Below are 18,996 nucleotides of genomic sequence, written 5' to 3'. Positions count from 1 at the left end.
CCACCCGCCAGCCGTCCCCCCGGCCCGCTGCTGTCCACCGCCTCCCGGCCGTCCTGCCGCTCGCCGCCGCCCCGCCGCCCCGCGGTCAGTGCCTGCGCAGCCGCAGCGTCCTCAGTTCGAACGGCCGCAGACGCACGGTGATCCGGTCGTCCTCGCGCTCCGGCGGCTCGGCGCCGGCGGCCGGCCGTTCCAGCAGGTCCGTCACCGTGACGTCGGCGAATGCGAAGCCGGCCGTCAGGGTCGCCCGGGCCCGGCCGCCGTGGGCCTCGTGGAAGCGGACGACCACGTCCCCACTGCCGTCGTCGGCGAGCTTCACGGCCGTGATCACGACCGCGTCGTCGTCCACCGTGACCAGCGGGGCCACCGCCCGGGCACCGGTCGTCCGCCGTTCCGGCAGGTTGATCCGCCAGCCCTCGCGGACCGCGTCGGCCACGGAGGCACCGGGGACCAGGGCGTGCCGGAAGCGGTGGACGCCCTGGTCGGTCTCCGGGTCGGGGAAGCGCGGGGCACGCAACAGCGACACCCGGACCGTCGTCGTCGTGCCGCGGTCACCGTCCCCTCGCACCCTGCGGGTCACGTCGTGGCCGTACGTCGAGTCGTTGACGACCGCCACGCCCCAGCCCGGTTCCTCCAGTTGGACGAAGCGGTGGTTGCAGGCCTCGAACTTGGCCGCCTCCCAGGAGGTGTTGGTGTGGGTGGGACGGAAGGCGTGCCCGAACTGGGTCTCGGACGCGTACCGTTCGGCGTGCAGGTCGAGCGGGAAGGCGAGCTTCAGGAACTTCTCCGTCTCGTGCCAGTCGACCTCGGTGTCGATGTCCAGCCGCCGCTCCCCCGGCGGCAGTGACAGCACCTGGGTGACGCGCGACGAGCCGAAGGCCCGGACGATCCGCACCGACGTGCCGTCCTCGCCGGCCGTGACCGACTCGGCATCGGTGAGATCAGTGACGGTGTTGCGGTAGAAGGAGTCGACGTCCCAGGCGTCCCACATGTTCGGGAAGTCTGGGTGGAGCTGGAGCAGGTTCGCGGCCGCGCCGGGGGCGACGGTCTCGCGGTCGGCGGCGGGGTCGTAGGCCGAGACGACCAGGCCACGGGAGTCGACGGTGATCCGCAGCAGGCCGTTGTCCATCGTGAACCCGCCGCCCTCGCGGCCCTCGACCGTGGTGCCGCCGGCCCCGGCCGGGGTGGCGGCGCCGCCGGCCGGGACGCCGTGGCGGGCGTGCGGGGCCGCGTTGAAGAGCAGGGGCGTGGGGCCCTCGCCGGCCAGCGCACGCTGGGCGCCCTCGACGACCGCGGTCAGTTCGGCGGCCAGCCGGTCGTACGTCGCCCGGGCCTCGCGGTGCACCCAGGCGATGGACGAGCCGGGCAGGATGTCGTGGAACTGGTGCAGCAGGACCGTCTTCCAGATGCGGTCCAGCTCCTCGTACGGGTACGGGAATCCGGTGCGCACGGCCGCGGTGGCCGCCCACAGCTCGGCCTCGCGCAGCAGGTGTTCGCTGCGCCGGTTGCCCTGCTTGGTCCTCGCCTGGCTGGTGAGGGTGGCGCGGTGCAGTTCGAGGTACAGCTCGCCGACCCAGACGGGCGGTTCGGGATACTCGGCCTCGGCCTTCTCGAAGAACGCGCGGGGCGTCTCCCAGACCACGGTGGCGGAGCCTTCGAGGTCGCGCAGCCGGGCCGCCCTGGCGACCATCTCGCGGGTGGTGCCGCCGCCCCCGTCACCCCAGCCGGTGGGCGCGAGGGAGTGCCGGGCGTGGCCCTTGTCCTTGAAGTTGCGGGCCGCGTGGGCGAGTTCGCTGCCCCTCATGGAGCAGTTGTAGGTGTCCACGGGCGGGAAGTGCGTGAAGATCCGGGTGCCGTCGATGCCTTCCCAGTGGAAGGTGTGGTGGGGGAACTTGTTGGTCTGCGACCACGAGATCTTCTGCGTCAGCAGCCACTTGGAGCCGGCCGCCCTGATGATCTGCGGCAGGCCCGCGGCGAAGCCGAAGGTGTCGGGCAGCCAGGCCTCCTCGTTCTCGATGCCGAACTCGTCGAGGAAGAACCGTTTTCCGTGCACGAACTGGCGGGCCATCGCCTCCGAGCCGGGCATGTTGGTGTCCGACTCCACCCACATCCCGCCGGCCGGCACGAACCGCCCGTCCGCCACGGCCTTCTTCACCCGCGCCCACACCTCGGGCCGGTGCTCCTTGACCCAGGCCCACTGCTGCGCCTGGGACATGGCGAACACGAACTCCGGCTCGTCCTCGACGAGCGCGGTCATGTTGGACGCCGTACGGGCGACCTTGCGGACGGTCTCGCGCAGCGGCCACAGCCATGCCGAGTCGATGTGCGCGTGCCCGACGGCGCTGATCCGGTGCGCGGACGGCACGGCCGGTGCTGCGAGCACCTCGGTCAGCCGGGCCCGCGCCCGGCCGGCCGTACCGCCCACGTCCTGGAGATCGACGGCGTCCAGGGCGCGTTCGACGGCGCGCAGGATGTCGTGGCGGCGTGCCGAGTCCGCCGGAAGCTCGGCCATCAGCTCGCCGAGCACCTCCAGGTCCAGCACCAGCTGCCACACGGTCTCGTCGAGGACCGCGAGGTCCATGCGGGTGAGCGTGTACTGCGGTTCCCGCCCGGCGGTGTCCTTGTCGCCGAGCCAGGTGGGGCGGAAGGGGTGGTAGTCGAGGATGACCGGGTTGGAGGCGGCCTCGATGTGCAGGCGCACTTCTTCGCCGCCCGCGACGGGCGCGCCGATGCGTACCCACTGGTTGCGCGGGTTGAGGCCCTTCACCGGGGTGCCGTCGGGCCGGTAGACCAGGCCCTCGCACTGGAAGCCGGGCATGTTCTCGTCGAAGCCGAGGTCGAGCAGCGCCTCGACGGTCTTCCCGGCCCATGACCCGGGGACGGTACCGGTCACCCGGAACCAGCTGGTGCCCCAGGGAGCACCCCACCGGGCGCCGACCGCGATCGGCTGGGGCTCGGCGGCGAGCCCTTCCGCGACCGGCACGGGCTCGCCGGGCGCGTGCCACACCGCTACCTCCAGCGGCACGGACTCGGGGTACACGGCAGGGCGGATGCGCTCGTCGAGGACGCGCCTGAGGCGGGCTTCCACCAGAGTGCGGTCGTCATGCATGCGGGGTGCTCCGTTGCTGCGTCGGAATCGGGACTGCGCGGATCGTTACCAGGGGTGCGTGACGGCCGCGGGGGCCGACGAGGTGTACAGCTCCCCTACCGCACGCACTTCGAACCGTGCCGCCTGTTCGCCCTGCTCGGGCCGGAGGCCGGTGAGGAAGTACGCCCGCTGGCAGGTGGCGCCGAGGAAGCGCCGGGTGCCGTCGGGGAGCAGACGGTGCAGGGTGTGGTGGCGGACGGTACCGGGGGCGGCGTTCCAGGCGAGGCGGAGGTCGCCGCCGTTCGCCGCGGTGACGCGGGCGGCGGAGGGGGCGGCCGGTGTGGTGATCGCGTTCCGGACGGCGATGCCGCCCAGCCGCCAGCGCACCGGGCCTTCGGTGGCGGTGAGCCGGACACCGAGGGCGCGGACCGTACCGGAGAGGCCGGTGAGCGGGAGGGTCACGGTCTGCCAGCCGTTGATCGACTTCACACGGGTGCCGGGATGTGCGGAGTTCACGCCGGCAGCCGTGTTGCCGGCGTTCACAGCGGCGCCCGCGCGCACCGAGTTCACCTCCCCCACACCCCCACCGCCGCCAGAGCCGGAGCCGGCGCCGGTGTTGACCGAGTTCACAGCCAGATACGTGTACGGCGGTGTCGCCCCGGGCGTGCCCGGTTCCGCCGTCGCCACCGCCAGCTCGACGTTCACACCCCCAGCGTCGGTCCGATACGTCAGCTCGACAACCGTGCCCGCACCGATCGGCAGCCGGGTCGCGTACAGGTCCAGCACCGCCGGCTGCTCCAGGCCGCCCGTCACCAGCACACTGCTCCCGCCCCGCCACGCGTCGGCGAAGTCGAAGGCGACCGCAGGCCGCTCCCCCGCCGTCCGCACGACCCACCGCCGCGACGGCAGCCGGTCCTGCAGCCCGAGGTGGTTCCAGGGTACGTCCGAGGCGACGGCCCCCTCCTCGTACCACCGCAGCCCGTGCCCCGTGTTGAACGCGCTCGCGAACGGCACCGAGGTCACCGTCGAGCGGTCCGCCACCGACACCGCCGGTGCCCGCCACGGGTCGCTCGCGTCGGGCCGCGACGGGTCCGGTGACCGTCCGGTCCAGAACCGGTCGTCGGCCGCGTGGAAGTCCCCGGGGGTGCGCCGGCCGGCGGGGAGGTGGTTGCGGGTCCACTCGGGCCGGTAGAGGCCGAGCGACGTGACGTGCGGCTTCCCGGACGGCATGATCGCGTCCCAGTTCACGTTCGTGCCGGAGCCGTTCGACTCGACGTCGACGCCGGCCCACAGCTCGTACCGGCTGCGCCCGAGCCGCTGCGCCCTGGTGCCGGACGAGGCGAGCGTGGCCGCGGTCCAGCGGAAGTCGACGAACATGTCGTCGGCGGTCCCGAAGAACGCCTGGTTCTGGCTGTTCAAGGCGCCCTGCCAGCTGACCGTGCCGTTCACGGTCAGCGCGTCGTACCAGGTCACCCGCTGTCCCCGGGCCGCCGCGAGCGCCTTCAGCTCCTTGAGGAAGCCGAGCACGGCCGTGCCGAGCGCGCTGTTGCCGCCGTTCGTCTCGGCGTTCAGGAACCAGCCGTCGAAGCCGTACGCGGCGGCGACGGCGACGAGCTGGGCGGCGAGCGGGTAGTGCCCGGAGGCGTCCTTCTGCACCAGGTCGCGGGTCCACTGGAGCTGCCCGCCGTAGGCCACCGGTGGCAGGAAGACGGTGCCGAGGACGGGGACGCCGTGCCGGTGGGCCGCGTCCACGACCGGCGCGTTGGGTGCGAGGACGAGGCCCTCGCCGGCCGAGCCGCCCCAGAAGACCAGCTCGTCCAGGTACGCCCAGTGGGTCAGGGCGTAGTAGTCGGCGGTGGCGGAGCCCTGGGAGGGGTTGAGGGAGGTGGGGCCGAAGGAGACCAGTGCCTGGACGCGGGCCTGGCCGCCGCGGGCGGTGGTGTTGGCGGGGGTCGGGGTGAAGCGGGCGGCGAGCGGCACGGCGGCGGCGTTGAAGGCGAGGTCGGGGTCGTCGTCCGCGCGCCAGGCCTTCAGGCTGCGCCAGGTGATGCCGGGGCCGGGGCTGCCGGAGGGGAACGAGTCCGGGTACCAGTACGAGGCGTACGGCGGGGTCGCGGCGGCGGTTCGCGGGGCCGCCGCCGCGGGAAGCGACGGGGCGAGGGCGGCCGCGGTGGCGGCGATCAGGACGGTGCGTCTGGTGGGGTTCACGAGCGGGCGCCTCCTTGGGGGGTGGGAAGTACCTGGTCGGGAGTGACGACGTCGGTGATGCCGCGCGCGGCGAGGTGTTCCTTGTCGTCGGCGCGGGTGTCGAGCACGGTGGTGGGGCGGGCGCCGTCGGCGACGAGCCGGAAGAAGGCGTCGAAGACCTCGCCGCCGGGTGCGCAACGGGAGCGGCGGGCGGGTTCGGCGGGGACGACGAGGGCCGTGCCGCGCACCGGCGGGGTACGGCGGGTACGGCGGGCCGCGTCGGCGAGGGTGCGCGCGATGTCCTTCGGTCGTCGTTCCCCGGTCAGCAGACCTAGCGAGTACTCGAGTTCGGGGAAGTCGGTGAGGGTGCGCGCCACGTCGTAGGAGCACCACCAGGTGATGCCCCACAGGTCGGGGCAGTCCAGGACGCTGGTGATCGTCGCCTCGGCGAAGGCGGCGGCGTGCCCGGCCGGGACCAGCGGCGCGGGGGCGCCGACCTCCTGGAGCCACACGGGCCGGTGCGGGTCGTCCGCCCAGGCCTTGCTCAGTTCGACCAGGTAGGCGGCGTGGTGTTCGGTGGGTACGGAGGTGCGGCCGTGGCGCTGGGCGGTGCCGTTGAACACCCAGGAGTGCACGGCGGTGACGTCGCCGAGCCGGGCGGAGTGGCCGGGGGTGAAGGGCTGGTCGTCCTGGTACCAGGCGGCGTCGTAGGAGGCGTGCAGGTGCGGCCGGCCCGGGGCGCCCTCGGCGCAGGCGGCGAGCATCCGGATGAGCCAGCGTTCGGCCTCCTCGGCCGTGACGCGGTCGGGGTCCGGGTGGGGGGCGGCCGCGAACTGGTTGACCTCGTTGCCGACGGTCATGCCGAGGAAGTTCGGCCGGTCGGCGAGGGCGGCGGCGAGGGTGCGCAGGTAGGCGGCCTGTCCGGCGGTCACGTCCGGGTCGGTGAAGAGGTTGCGGCGGTGCCAGGTGCGGGTCCAGGCGGGCAGGTAGTCGAAGCTGCTCAAGTGCCCTTGCAGACCGTCCACGTTGACGTCGAGGCCGCGTTCTGCGGCTGCGTCGGCGAGGGCCACGAGCTGCTCGACGGCGCGCGGGCGGATCAGGGTGCGGTTGGGCTGGAAGTAGGGCCACAGCGGGAAGACGCGGATGTGGTCGAGGCCGAGCGCGGCGATCGCGTCGAGGTCGGCGCGCACGGAGTCGAGGTCGAAGTCGAGCCAGTGGTGGAACCACCCTTCGCTCGGGGTGTAGTTGACGCCGAAGCGCACGGCAGGAGGCATGGGTGTCCTTGCGGAGGCGGTTGGCGCGGGTCAGCCCTTGACGGCGCCCTCGCCGACCCCGCGGAAGAAGTACCGCTGCAGGCAGGCGAAGAGGGCGATGAGCGGTGCCACGGCGATCACGGTGCCGGCGGCGACGAGTCGTTCGTCGCCCGCGAAGGTGCCGTGCAGGTAGTTGAGTCCGATGGTCAGGGTGAACTTGGAGGGGTCGCTGAGCACGATCAGCGGCCACAGGAAGTCGTCCCAGGCGCCCATGAAGGCGAAGATCGCGACGACGGCGAGGGTGCCCTTCACCGACGGCAGGGCGATGCGCAGGAACCGCTGCCAGACGTCGGCGCCGTCGACGTAGGCGGCCTCCTCGATCTCGTAGGGCAGGTTGCGGAAGGCGTTGCGCATCAGCAGCACGTTCATCGCGCCGATCGCGCCGGGCAGGACGACCCCGACGAGCGAGTTGTTCAGGCCTAGTTCGCGCATGGTGGTGAACTGGGCGATGACGATGCCCTCGACGGGCACGAGCATGGCCAGCACGAAGACGAGCGTGGTGACGCGCCGGCCGCGGTAGCGCAGCCGGGCCAGGGCGTATCCGGCGAGGGCCGAGCCGACGCAGTTGGTCACGACGTTGGCGGTGGCGACCTTCAGGGAGTTCAGGGCGTAGTCCCAGACCGGGACGGTGTCGGCGACGCGCGCGTAGTTGTGCAGGGTGGGGTGGCCGGGCAGGAAGGACGGCGGTGAGCTGTAGATGTCCTCGGTGTGGCCCTTCAGGGACGTGGACAGCTGCCAGAGGAACGGGCCGACGGTCAGGGCGAGCACGGCGAGGAGCAGCAGGTAGCGCAGGGCCAGCTCGCCGGTGCGGATGCGGCGGCCGTGCCCGTCGGTGACGCGGGGCTCGCGGGGCACGGTGGCCGGCCGTTCGGGCCGTACCTTCTCCAGGACGCTCACGTCTCCTCCCTGCGGTCGGCGCGCAGCACGAGCAGCATCAGGACGACGGTGACGGCGAACACGACGACGGAGAGGGCCGAGGCGTAGCCGACCCGGCCGGTGAGGCCGGTGCCGGTGCGCTGGACGAGCATGACGAGGGTGGTGTCCTCGCCGGCCGGGCCGCCGCTCGGGCCGGCCATCAGGTACACCTCGGAGAACACCTTGAACGCGGCGACCGAGGAGAGCGCGGCGACCAGCACCATGGTGGACCGTACGGCGGGCACGGTGACGGAGAGGAAGCGGCGTACCGGTCCGGCGCCGTCCACGGCGGCGGCCTCGTGCAGCTCGCGCGGCACGTTCGCGAGCGCGGCCAGGTAGATGATCATGTAGTAGCCGAGGCCCTTCCACACGGTGACCGCCATCGCGCTGAGCAGGAGCAGCCACTGGTCGCTGAGGAACCCGACCCGGCCGATCCCCACGGTCTCCAGCAGCGAGTTCACCAGACCGCGTTCGTCCAGCAGCCACACCCAGATCAGTCCCACGACCACGATCGAGGCGACGACCGGGGTGTAGAAGGCGGACCGGAAGAAGGTGATGCCGGGGATGTTCTTCTGCACCAGCAGAGCGAGCAGCAGCGGCAGCACGACCAGCGCCGGTACGACTCCCAGTACGTACAGGGAACTGTTGCGCAGGCCGGTCCAGAACATGTCGTCGTGGAGCAGCTCGCGGAAGTTGGCGAGGCCCACGAAGTGTCCGGGCAGCAGGGTACGGCGGTCGGTGAGGGAGTTCACCAGGGTCGAGACGAAGGGGTAGAGCACGAAGGTGCCGGTGACCAGCAGGCCGGGGGCGGCGAACAGCCAGGGGCTGAAGAGGCGTTGGCGTTTGATGCGAAGGGGCGTGGCCATGGGGGGTCAGCCCTGCCGGAGCAGCCGGTCGGCGGTCTCGACAGCGTTGTCGAGGGCTTCCTTCGGGCTCTCCTTGCCCTGGAGCGCCTTGGCGACCTCGTTGCGCAGCGCGGTCTTCATCTGGTCGCTGAACAGCACGGGTGTGTAGTTGACGGCGTTCTTCAGCGACTTGGCGGCGGCGATCCGCACCCGGGTCTCGTCGGTGCCGTCCTCCTCGGTGAAGTAGGGGTCGTCGAGGGATCCGGCGGTGCTGGGGAAGATGGCGACCTTCCTGGCGAAGGACATCTGGTGCTGCGCGTCGGTGACGAAGTGCGCGAAGGCGACGGCAGCGGGAGTGTGCTCGGTGCGGGAGTTGACCATCACACCCATCACGTACATGTTGGCGTGCCCGGTGCTGGTGATCTGGTCGGTGATGCCGATGTTCTTGTACAGGCCGGGCGCGTTCTTCTTGAAGTTGCCTAGGTCCAGGGCGCTGCCGGGGTTCATGGCGACCGCTCCGGTGAGGAACTTCTTGCCGGAGGACTCCGGGGTGGCGGTCAGCGCCTGCGGATCGAGGGCCTTGGCGTCGTACAACCGCTTGTACTCGGTGAGGAGTTCGACACCCTTGGCATCGTTGAAGGCGAACCCGGTGCCCTCCTTGTTCATGAGCGGGACGCCGTAGCGGCCGAAGTCCTCGATGGTGGGCACGTTGGCGAGGGTGGCGACCTTGCCGTCGCTCTTCCTCGCCATCTGCAGGGCGTCGGCGAAGAGGTCGTCGTACGTCTTCGGCGGCTGGTCGGGGTCGAGTCCGGCCTTCTGGAACAGGGCCTTGTTGTAGAAGAGCGGGCCGGTGTTCAGGTACCAGGGGAAGGCGTACGTGCCACTGGTTCCCGGTATCTGATGGCTGGCCCAGGCGCCGGGCAGATATGCGGACTTGAAGGATGCCGCGGCCTTGTCGAGGTCGAGGGCGAGGCCGGCCCTGGCGAGCGGGGCGACGAGGTCCGGGGAGACGTTGACGACATCGGGAAGGGTGCCGCCGGCGGCGTCGGCGCTGAGCTTGTCGGGGTAGCCCTCGGCGGGCTGGTCGACCCACTTCACGTGCGCGCCGGGGTACTTGTGCTCGAAGCCGGCGATCAGGTCCTCGAAGTACGGCTTGAAATTGGCGCGCAGATTCCAGGTCTGGAAGGTGATGTCGCCCTCGACCTTTCCGGAGGCGTCCTGCGTGCCGCCGTCGTCATCACCCGAACCGCAGGCGCTCAGCGGGAGGATGAGGGCGACGGCAGCGGCGGCGAGGGTTCTGCGGGACTTGGGCACGGACACGGCTCCCTTGCTGGGTCGGACTGTCGGTGGCGCCAGAGACCTTGCCCCCGCCGTTCGGAGAAAGTCAATGCATTCGTCCGAGCTAAAGAAATCCAGCCTTCATCAGTGCAGGTCAGCGGTGTTTGGCCGAGAGCTTGCGGTCAATTGCTAATGCGCTTTAGGGTCTTGACACTCAAGCGCATTAGCAAGCATCCTCCCGAAGGGGGAGCAACGTGTCGACCAAACGGTCCCCCGCGCGCCGGCCCACGATGAAGGACATCGCCCGGCGGGCCGGAGTCTCCGAGAGCGCCGTCTCCTTCGCGCTCAACGGCCGCCCCGGTGTCTCCGAGGCCACCCGCGCCCGGGTCCGCAGGGTCGCCGAACAGCTCGGCTGGCGTCCCAGCACGGCCGCCCGGGCCCTGTCCGGCGAGGGCGTGGCGACGGTCGGCTTCGTCCTCGCCCGCCCCGCCCACACCCTGGGCGTGGACTCGTTCTTCCTGCAGCTCGTCTCCGGCATCCAGGAGGTGCTGGCCGAACGGCACCTGGGCCTGCTGTTCCAGATGGCCGAGGACGTGGGCGACGAGTGCGGGGTGTACCGGCGCTGGTGGGCGGAGCACCGGGTGGACGGCGTCCTCGTCGCCGACCCGCGCGCCGAGGACCCGCGCCCCGGCCTGCTGGACGAACTCGGCCTGCCCGCCGTGGTGATCGGCGGCGCACCGGACGAGCGGCATCCCGGGCCCTCCACCGTGTGGGCGGACGACGCGGGCGCGATGGCCTCGGTCGTGGACGAGCTGGTGGCCCTCGGCCACCGCCGGATCGTCCACATCGCCGGACCGCCCGACCTGGCGCACACCCGGCGCAGGATCGCCACGCTGCGCGCCGAGGCGGAGGGGCGCGGCCTGACCGAGGTCCGCTCGGTGACCACGGACTACTCCGACGCGGAGGGCGCCGCGGTGACCCGCCGCGTGCTCGGCGGCGCGCATCCGCCGACGGCTCTCGTCTACGACAACGACGTGATGACCGTGGCCGGTGTGGCCGCCGCGGCCGAGCTGGGCCTCCGGGTCCCGCAGGACGTCTCGGTGGTGTCGTGGGAGGACTCGGCGCTGTGCCGCCTGGTCACACCACAGCTGTCCGCCCTGTCCCGGGACAGCGCCGAGTTCGGCCGCACGGCGGCCCGGGAACTGCTGGCCCTGCTCGACGGCGGTCCCGCCCGGACGGTGCGGGTGCCGGTCCCCCGGCTGATCGAGCGCGACAGCACCGCCGCCGCACGGTCCGGTTGACGCCCTGCCGGTCGACGTCCCCCTGCCGGTCGACGTCCCCCTGCCGGTCGACGTCCCCCTGCCGGTTGACGCGCCCTGCCGGTTGACGCCTTCCCTGCCGCTCTTCCGTCGGCAAAAGGTGATGCATCGGGAGAAATACGCATCCAGGTTGAAGGAAGCGTGAAGAACACACCATCCTTCCCCCATGCCTCTCGCGCCTTCAGCCGTCGCCCCGTCCCGCCTGAACGACTACGCCCTGGACTGGGCGTTGGTGGACGTGGAGACCTCCGGTCTGGTGCCGCGCCGCGACCGGGTGCTCTCCGTCGCCGTGGTGACGCTCGGGCCGGACGGTGAACAGACCGGTGAATTCTCGACCCTGCTGGACCCGGGCTGCGATCCGGGACCGGTGCACGTGCACGGGCTGACGGCCGAGCGGCTGCGCGGGGCACCGACGTTCGATCAGGTGGCGGAGCGCATCGGCGACATGCTCCGGGACCGGGTGCTGGTCGCCCACAACGCCCAGTTCGACTACGACTTCCTCGCGCACGAGTTCGCGCGTGCGGGGACCTGGCTGCCCGTCGCCCGGCGGCTGTGCACCCTGGCGCTGAACCGGCGCGTCGATCCGCCCACCGAGGACCTCAAGCTCGGCACGCTCGCCGCGCACTACGGCGTACGGCAGCTCAAGGCGCACGACGCACTGGACGACACCCGGGTACTGGCGGGCGTGCTGCGTGCCTCGCTGCGGGAGGCGGCGCGGCTCGATGTGCCGTTGCCGCTGGTGCCCTGTCCTCCCCGGCAGGATCCGCAGTTCGCGCCGCAGCCGCCGAAGACCCCGTGCGCCTTCCGCAACCCGGGGCGGCTCATGCCGGGCGCTCCCCTGGTCCAGGGCATGAAGATCGCCGTCACCGGTGAGACGCGCACCTCGCGTGCCGAGCTGACCGGGCGGGCCGTCGCCGCCGGACTGAACATGATGACGTCCGTGAGCCGGCACACCAGCGCGCTGGTCACCAACGACACGTCGTCCGCGTCCGCCAAGGCGCGCCGGGCACGGGCCGAGGGCGTGCCGGTCCTGGACGAGGACACGTTCCTGCGTCTGCTCGGCGACGTACGCCCCGGCACGCAGCACGAGACGGCCGGGCCCGCCGCGAGCACGCCCACCGCCACGGAACGGGCGGCCGCACCCGTCGCCGCGGAACCCGCACCCGCGGCGGCCGGACCCCGGGCCGCAGCCGCTCCCGCGCTGCCGGCCGTACCGGCACCCCGCACGCCGGCTCCCACGCCGACGCCCTCGCCCTCGCCGTCTCCCACGCCCGCCCCCGCCGAGCGCGCGGACGGACCGGGGCCGGCCGGGCGCCCCGCGAGCCCGCGTGGGCTCCTGGCCGGGCGGCGCGTGCTCGTGCTCGGCGGTACGCATCCGGAAGCGGTGGCCGGCCGGGTCCGCGTCGTCGAACTCGGCGGGGCGGCGGCCGTCAACCTGTCCGCGAGCGTCACGGACGTCGTCCTGCTCGACGGGGGCGAGCGGGACCGCCGGATGGCGCGGATCAGCTCCCTGTGCCTGCCCACGCACCCGGCCGACTGGCTCGACGCCCCCGTCGTCACCCCGTTGCCGCGCCCGGCTCGCAACGGCGGCGCGCTGGTGGTGCCCCGTGGCGGTGTGCTCGATCTGCCCTGCTCACCCGGACAGTCGACCGGGGGAAGGTGGACCGTGACCGCGAGCTGGGCGCAGCAGTCGACGTGCGAGATCGACGTGGTCGCCTTCGTCCTCGACGAGGACGACCAGGTCTCCTTCGACGAGGACTTCGTCTTCTACGGTGCCCCGGAGAACCCCGCCGGCACGGTGCGGCTCCTGAGCGACGGCCCGACGGAGCAGACGATCAGCGTGGACCTCGCCACGCTCGCGCCCTCGGCACGCAAGGTCGTCGTCGCGGCGGCGATCGACGGTGACGTCACGTTCGGGGAGGTGGGCGCGGTCCAGATCAGCGCCGGACCGGGCACCAGTTCGGCGCCCCTGGTACAGGCCACCCTGGATGCGGCGACCACGGAGCGCACGATGATCCTCGCCGAGGTCTACCGTCGCGGGCCCCTGTGGCGCCTGCGCGCCGTCGGGCAGGGGTACGACCATGGGCTCGGCGCGCTGGCCCGCGGCTACGGTGTCGACGTCGCGGAGTGACCGCCCGGGCACCGCGCCGGCCTCGCACCGCCGGGGTGCCCGGTCCCGGGACCGGCCCCGCGGGGGCGCTCCCGCCCTCTCGACGTGCGGTCGCCCGAGCGGGCAGAGTTCTCGGTACCTGTCGTTCGTACCGACGAGTAGCGAGGAGCGCCCGTGAGCAGCTGGGCCGGCCGGAGTGCCGCCGAGATCGCCGCCGCCGTCCGCGAGAAGCGGGTCACGCCGCGGGAGGTGGTGGCCGAGCACCTGGCGAGGATCGAGCGGCTCGACGGCCGGATCGGGGCGTTCCGGAAGGTCCGGGCGGAGGCGGCGCTCGCCGAGGCCGACGAGCTGGCCGCCCGTACCGACCTGTCCGGACTCCCGCTCGCGGGCGTGCCGTTGGCGGTCAAGGACAATCTGGCGGTGCGCGGCGAGTCGTACCGCAGCGGCTCGGCCGCCACCGCGGACACCCCGGCCGCCGAGGACCATGTCACGGTGGCCCGGCTGCGGGCGGCGGGCGCGGTGGCCGTCGGTCTGACGAACGTGCCCGAGCTGTGCATCTTCGGCACCACGGAGGGCCCGTACGGCATCGCCCGCAATCCGTGGGACCGCACCCGCACGGCGGGCGGCTCCTCGGGCGGCAGCGCGGCAGCGGTGGCCGCGGGCCTGGTGCCGCTGGCCCTCGGCAACGACGGAATGGGCTCGCTGCGCATCCCGGCCGCCAACTGCGGGCTGGTCACGCTGAAGCCGGGGTACGGGGTGGTACCGGCGGGGATCGGCAACGGCGACTGGTTCGGCATGTCGGAGAACGGTCCCCTGGCCACCACCGTCGAGGATCTGCGGCTGATGCTGGCGGTGCTGGCGGACACGGAGTTCGCACGGCAGGAGGAGCGGACCCCCCGGAAGATCGCCGTCGCGCTGCGCAGCCCGCTCGCCGGGGTGAGCGTGAGCCGGCCGTACACGACCGCGGTCCGGCAGGCGGCCGGCGTGCTCGCGCGGGCCGGACACCGGGTGCGGCGCGCCGAGCCGCCGTACCCCCTCTCCCTGAGCGTGACCGCGCTGCGGCACTGGACAGCGGGTGCGGCGGTGGACGCCGAAGGTCTGGACCGGGCGCGGCTCGCCCGGCGGACCCGGGTGCACGCGACCGTGGGGCGGCGGTTCGTCCGCGCGGTGCGCACCGGTGACAGCCGCGAGCGGCTGCGCGACCGGCTGACGCCCTTCTTCACGGAACACGACGTCCTGCTCACCCCGGCGCTGGCCCGCCGCTCTCCGCAGGCCGGCCCGTGGCACGAGCGCGGATGGCTGCGCAACATCCTTGCGAACACGGCCTATTCACCGTTCACGCCACCGTGGAACCTGACCGGCTGGCCCGCGATGTCCGTCCCGTCGGGCACCCTGCCCTCGGGTGCGCCCTGCGCGGTGCAGCTCGTGGGCCGCCCGGGCACGGAGGCGGTCCTGCTGGACCTGGCGGAGGAACTGGAAGGGCTGCTCCCGTGGCGGCGGACGGCACCGGTGGCGGACCTGCCGTAGCGAGCGGCGGGCGGGCCGCGGCCGGAGCCGTGCTGTCGGGGTCCCTGATCGGCATGGGCGTGAGCCTGCCACGCCCATGCGCACGGCGATCGCGGCGGTCCGGCCCGGGGGTCAGTCCACGCTCGGCAGGATGTGGGGCTCGGCGAGGTCGTCCTCGTATCCTGCGAGGCGGATCGGGGCGGACCGGGCCCACACTTCGAGACTGCCGAGTTGGCCGGGCCGGCGGCCTCCGCGCTCCGCGCGTTCCTTGGGGCGTTGCTCGCGATTCGTCTTCTCCGGTGTCACCGCGCACTCCTTATGTGTCGGTCACCCTCGGGGCGTACCGGACAGTCTGCGCTCCGGCGCTCGACGCCCGCTCGGGTCTGGGTCAGGCCAGTTCGGACGCGGTGGCGCCGGCACTTCATGGCAGAGCAGGCCGTTGTGAACCGGCTAGCCCCAGGACGGACGGTGGGTGTGGGTGGACCCCGTACTGCTGTCCGTCCGCCCAAGGTTAACCAAATGAGCGGGCGTCCGCTCGATAGGGAGTGCAAACATGGTGTAACCAATACGCTTCCCCCACCCCCTCAATACCCCCCAATATGGGGCTCTTTGCGATGAACCGCATCACTCGCGCGACCCGACGATTCACCCACTCGGCCTACGTGCGCGAACGCCTCTGCGAGTCGGCCCCCGTCCGCCGCCCGGACCCGGCGCAATTCAGGTGCCGTTGGCCCGGTCGCAAGCTCGCCATGATCTGCTGGCGCGGCAACGGCTGTCTCGCGGAAGGACTGACGCATGGAGCTGCGCAGCGTCGAGGAGCTGATGGATCTGCTGTACGCCGGCCGGCACCAGCATGCGCTGCGGACCGCGGCGCTGCTGCGCCGCGGTCGCCCCGCCGACAAGGAACTCCAGGTGGCGGGCCTGGTGCACGGCATCGGGCCGGTGCTCTGCCCGGGCGACGAGGCGGCGCGGGCCCGGAGCACTGCGGAGGCGGTGCGGCCCCTGCTCGGGGAGCGGGTCTTCCGGCTGGTACGCGGGGACGGGGGCCTCGCGGACGACGATGTGCTGCGGCTGCGCCAGGCCGCCGAGGAGAGCCGGACGGCGGGCTTCGACGCCGGCGTGCTGGAGGACTGGCGCACGGTGCTGGAACTGGTGGCGGCCCGGCACGCGCGGCTCGGCGCCGTCGACTGACGGCCGGGCCGCGCGCGTCACGCGGGCTCCGTCACCACCTGCCGGGCGCGTAGTCCTTCAGGAAGACGCCGTACAGGTCCTCGCCCGCCTCGCCGCGCACGACGGGGTCGTAGACGCGGGCGGCACCGTCGACCAGGTCGAGGGGGGCGTGGAAGCCGGCCTCGGCGAGGCGCAGCTTGTCGAAGTGGGGCCGCTCGTCGGTGATCCAGCCGGTGTCGACGGAGGTCATGAGGATGCCGTCGGTCCGGAACATCTCCTCGGCGCTGGTCCGCGTCACCATGTTGATGGCGGCCTTGGCGGCGTTGGTGTTCGGGTGTCCGGCGCCCTTGTAGCCGCGGTCGAACACGCCTTCCATGGCGGAGACGTTCACGACGTACGCGCGCCCGCTCCGCGCCTGCCGCGCGGCCTCGGCCATGGCCTGGCGGAGCTTGCTGATCAGGATGAACGGGGCCGTGTAGTTGCACAGCTGGGTCTCGAGGAGTTCCACCGGGGAGATCTGCTCGATGGTCTGCACCCAGGTGTTGGTGTCGACGACGTCCGGGAGCAGGCCGCCCGCGTCGATGGCGGTGCCGTCGAGGTGCCGGGCGACGCTGGCGTTGCCCGCGACCAGGGCGAGGTCGGCGACCTTCTGGGCGTCGAGACCGCTGGTGCCGACGGGCAGCGCGGCGAGGCCGTCCACCGCACCGGAGTTGAAGGCGCCGATGACGTGGTGGGCGGGGAGTTCCCCGGCGGGCAGCGGAGCCGTCTCGCCCTCGACCAGGGCGGCGTACGCGGAGGGCAGCCGGCGCACGGTCTGCGTGGCGTTGTTGATGAGGACGTCCAGCGGCCCCGCCTCGGCCACCTGCTCGGCGAGGGCGACCGCCTGGGCGGGGTCGCGCAGGTCGATGCCGACGACCTCCAGGCGGTGCATCCAGTCCGCCGAGTCGTCCATGGCCTTGAAGCGGCGGATGGCGTCCTTCGGGAAGCGGGTGGTGATCGTCGTGTGCGCGCCGTCCCGCAGCAGCCGGAGTGCGATGTACATGCCGATCTTGGCCCGGCCGCCGGTGAGCAGCGCGCGCTTGCCGGTGAGGTCGGCGCGGGCGTCCCGCTTGGTGCGGTTCACGCCGGCGCAGTCGGGACAGAGCTGGTGGTAGAAGTAGTCGACTTCCACGTAGCGCTGCTTGCAGGTGTAGCAGGAACGCGGGCGCTGGAGTATGCCCGCGATCCGCCCGGCCTCGATCTTCGAGGAGGGCAGGATGCCCTCGGTCTCGTCGTCGATGCGCTCGGCGGAGCCGGTGGCGGTGGCCTCGGTGACGGCGCGGTCGTGCGCGGTCTTCGCGGCCCGGCGCTCCTGGCGGCGGCGCTGCTTGACCACGCGGTAGATGTGCGAGGTGGCCCGGCGTACCGTGATCGCGTCGGGGTGGTCGACCTCGATCCGGTCCAGCTCCTCGAGCACGCTCAGGCACACGGCCAGCCGCTCCGGGTCGATGCCGGGTCCGTAGACCATCTCGTCCACGGAGGCGTCCGTGGGGACGTCCGTGGGGGCCTCCATGGACGCAGAGCCGTCCTCTGTCACCGTCATCGCGCTGCCGCTTCCCTGATCACCCGCGCAGCGCTCCGACTCGCGCCCGCTTTCGAACGCGGAATTTTACGGACCGCACGTGCCTACGGCCAAACCCGTCCACCCCGGTCACGGAACGCAACCCCGGCACCCCACCACCGGCCCCACCGGCCACCCCTACCCCACCAGCACCAACGACCACACCCCCAGCTGGCCACCGACGCCGATCGCCCTGCCGGGGCCACCCGCAGCCGGGGACGTGAGCCGCACGGGTGGTGCGGGTGGGGGGCTCCCTCTCCGGCCGGAGGGCGGGTTCAGTGGCCGCACACCGTGAGCAGCGTCCGTACCTCGTCCGACACGGCCCGCGCGAACACGTCCAGGTCCGGCACGGCCTTCGCGTCGGCGACCAGCCCGTAGTGCACGCGGCCGCGGTACGTCGAGATCGCGACCGCCAGCGCCTGCCCGGGCGCGAGCGGGGCCAGCGGATACACCTCGGTCAGCTCGTGGCCGCCGAGCCGGAGACCGATGCCCGGCAGGGGCACGCTGGTGACGAGGATGTCGAACCACAGCCGGGCGGCCTGGCCGACCAGTGGCCCGCCGAGCCGGTGGCCGAGCGCCGGCACGTGGTCGGCGAGCAGGGCGACCGCCCCGGCACCCCGGTCGGGTCCGGCGTCCTTGTTGCGGACCATGGCGGAGCGCACGGTGGCCAGCCGTCCGAGCGGATCGGCCTCGTCCACGGGCAGCTTCATCAGGTACCCGGAGAGCCGGTTGCCCTGCGGGTGCGCGGTGCGCGGGCGGCGCCGGGAGACGGGGACCAGGGCGCGGGGCGCGACACCCTCGCTGCCGTCCCCGCGCTCGTCCAGCCAGCGGCGCAGCGCACCGGCGACGACGGCGATGAGGACGTCGTTCACGGTGCCGCCGACGCTCTTGCGCACCAGGTGGACGTCGTCGATGTCGACGACGACCCCGGCGGTGCGGCGGGTGCCGCTGGGCGCGGAGGCCAGCGCGGTGACCGGGCGCATGCCGAGGGTGGACCGGGCGAGCGAGGTGCCGATGTCCAGGGCCCGGCCCACGTCGGACAGCGCGCCCCTGACCAGGCCGGGAACCAGCGCCGGCAGCCTGCGCACGTCGGACAGCAGGCCGCGTGGCGGCTCGATGGCGCGGGGCGCGCGCTCCGGCAGGTCCACGGGGTCGAGGACGCCGGCGGCGAGCTTGAGGGCACGCAGTCCGTCGGCGAGGGCGTGGTGGAACTTGAACAGCACCGCGAAGGACATGCCGTCCTCGCCGGGCAGCACGTGCGCCTCCCACGGCGGCCGGCCGCGCTCCAGCGGACGCTCCATCAGCCGGCCCGCCTCGGCGTGGAAGTCCGCGGTCGGGGCGTGCAGCCGTACGTGGTCGAGCGGGTCGAAGTCCGGGGCGGTCTCGCGCAGGGCGCCGCCGAAGGCGAGTGGCTGCCAGACGTCGCGGATCCGCAGGCGCAGGCCGGGTACGGCGGCGGCGCGGGCGGCGAGCAGGTCGGCGGCGTGGGCCCCGGCGGTGGGCGAGTGCGCGGCGAAGACGCCGAGCGCGCCGAGGTGCATCGGATGCCGGTCGGACTCCATGTTCCAGAAAGCCAGGTCGAGAGGAGCGAGCAGGTCGGAAGTCAAGGGCTTGCCTCGCGCGTCGACGACGGGTGGACCATCTGCAGTCAATCCCCGTCAAGCAATT

13 protein-coding genes are annotated in these 18,996 nt (G+C 72.8%); 4 read left to right on the top strand and 9 right to left on the bottom strand.

Translation table 11 applies throughout. The features are described 5' to 3' along the window. Positions 1-85: 85 nt before the first annotated feature. The 6 genes from JK359_RS29755 to JK359_RS29730 are packed head-to-tail and all read right to left on the bottom strand — an operon-like array spanning position 86 to position 9,659. A complete protein-coding gene (locus JK359_RS29755) occupies positions 86-3,106 on the bottom strand; it encodes an alpha-mannosidase (RefSeq protein ID WP_201842171.1) in 3,021 nt (1,006 codons plus the stop codon). A 45-nt stretch (positions 3,107-3,151) separates the two neighbouring features. Beyond that, positions 3,152-5,293 (bottom strand): endo-beta-N-acetylglucosaminidase, encoded by a 2,142-nt coding sequence (locus JK359_RS29750; protein WP_201842170.1) that lies wholly within the window; start codon positions 5,291-5,293, stop codon positions 3,152-3,154. Beyond that, positions 5,290-6,546 carry a glycoside hydrolase 5 family protein gene (locus tag JK359_RS29745; RefSeq protein WP_201842168.1) on the bottom strand — a complete coding sequence of 419 codons (1,257 nt, stop codon included), beginning with the start codon at positions 6,544-6,546 and terminating at the stop codon, positions 5,290-5,292. Before JK359_RS29745 ends, JK359_RS29750 begins: the two co-directional genes overlap by 4 nt. A 30-nt stretch (positions 6,547-6,576) precedes the next feature. Continuing rightward, the gene (locus tag JK359_RS29740) at positions 6,577-7,482 is read right to left on the bottom strand and encodes a carbohydrate ABC transporter permease (RefSeq protein WP_201842166.1); all 906 of its coding nucleotides are present in this window, start codon (positions 7,480-7,482) and stop codon (positions 6,577-6,579) included. Beyond that, positions 7,479-8,366, bottom strand: a complete 888-nt coding sequence (locus JK359_RS29735; RefSeq protein WP_201842164.1) for a carbohydrate ABC transporter permease — start codon at positions 8,364-8,366, stop codon at positions 7,479-7,481. Before JK359_RS29735 ends, JK359_RS29740 begins: the two co-directional genes overlap by 4 nt. A 6-nt stretch (positions 8,367-8,372) precedes the next feature. After that, the gene (locus JK359_RS29730; protein WP_201842162.1) at positions 8,373-9,659 is read right to left on the bottom strand and encodes an ABC transporter substrate-binding protein; all 1,287 of its coding nucleotides are present in this window, start codon (positions 9,657-9,659) and stop codon (positions 8,373-8,375) included. A 254-nt stretch (positions 9,660-9,913) separates the two neighbouring features. Here JK359_RS29730 and JK359_RS29725 point away from each other — a divergent pair, with 254 nt between their 5' ends. From JK359_RS29725 to JK359_RS29715, 3 genes are all read left to right on the top strand, one after another. Next, entirely contained in the window at positions 9,914-10,924 is a 1,011-nt protein-coding gene (locus JK359_RS29725; RefSeq protein ID WP_201842304.1) for a LacI family DNA-binding transcriptional regulator, read from the top strand. A gap of 184 nt (positions 10,925-11,108) precedes the next feature. Further along, entirely contained in the window at positions 11,109-13,073 is a 1,965-nt protein-coding gene (locus tag JK359_RS29720) for a DEDDh family exonuclease (protein ID WP_201842160.1), read from the top strand. 153 nt (positions 13,074-13,226) lie between these two features. After that, a complete protein-coding gene (locus JK359_RS29715) occupies positions 13,227-14,579 on the top strand; it encodes an amidase (protein WP_201842158.1) in 1,353 nt (450 codons plus the stop codon). 111 nt (positions 14,580-14,690) lie between these two features. Here JK359_RS29715 and JK359_RS29710 read toward each other — a convergent pair whose 3' ends face one another. After that, entirely contained in the window at positions 14,691-14,864 is a 174-nt protein-coding gene (locus JK359_RS29710; protein WP_201842156.1) for a hypothetical protein, read from the bottom strand. A gap of 489 nt (positions 14,865-15,353) precedes the next feature. Between JK359_RS29710 and JK359_RS29705 the strand changes: the two genes are divergently transcribed. Continuing rightward, entirely contained in the window at positions 15,354-15,749 is a 396-nt protein-coding gene (locus JK359_RS29705; protein ID WP_201842154.1) for a hypothetical protein, read from the top strand. 31 nt (positions 15,750-15,780) lie between these two features. On the opposite strand, the gene JK359_RS29700 is transcribed toward JK359_RS29705, so the two are convergent. Next, on the bottom strand, positions 15,781-17,310 hold the full coding sequence (locus tag JK359_RS29700; protein WP_201842152.1) for an SDR family NAD(P)-dependent oxidoreductase: 1,530 nt from the start codon (positions 17,308-17,310) through the stop codon (positions 15,781-15,783). Positions 17,311-17,603: 293 nt separating this feature from the next. Then, entirely contained in the window at positions 17,604-18,935 is a 1,332-nt protein-coding gene (locus JK359_RS29695) for a wax ester/triacylglycerol synthase family O-acyltransferase (RefSeq protein WP_201842150.1), read from the bottom strand. Positions 18,936-18,996: the final 61 nt, after the last annotated feature.

The organism is Streptomyces actinomycinicus (assembly GCF_016741775.1).
Taxonomy (GTDB): domain Bacteria; phylum Actinomycetota; class Actinomycetes; order Streptomycetales; family Streptomycetaceae; genus Streptomyces; species Streptomyces actinomycinicus.
This window is presented reverse-complemented; position numbering and strand designations above follow the sequence as displayed.

Bases quoted from the DNA above. Each gene is read 5' to 3' on its own strand.
- JK359_RS29755 (WP_201842171.1), bottom strand. From the start codon at position 3,106: ATGCATGACGACCGCACTCTGGTGGAAGCCCGCCTCAGGCGCGTCCTC.
- JK359_RS29745 (WP_201842168.1), bottom strand. From the start codon at position 6,546: ATGCCTCCTGCCGTGCGCTTCGGCGTCAACTACACCCCGAGCGAAGGG.
- JK359_RS29735 (WP_201842164.1), bottom strand. From the start codon at position 8,366: ATGGCCACGCCCCTTCGCATCAAACGCCAACGCCTCTTCAGCCCCTGG.
- JK359_RS29725 (WP_201842304.1), top strand. From the start codon at position 9,914: ATGAAGGACATCGCCCGGCGGGCCGGAGTCTCCGAGAGCGCCGTCTCC.
- JK359_RS29720 (WP_201842160.1), top strand. From the start codon at position 11,109: ATGCCTCTCGCGCCTTCAGCCGTCGCCCCGTCCCGCCTGAACGACTAC.
- JK359_RS29705 (WP_201842154.1), top strand. From the start codon at position 15,354: ATGGAGCTGCGCAGCGTCGAGGAGCTGATGGATCTGCTGTACGCCGGC.
- JK359_RS29700 (WP_201842152.1), bottom strand. From the start codon at position 17,310: ATGACGGTGACAGAGGACGGCTCTGCGTCCATGGAGGCCCCCACGGAC.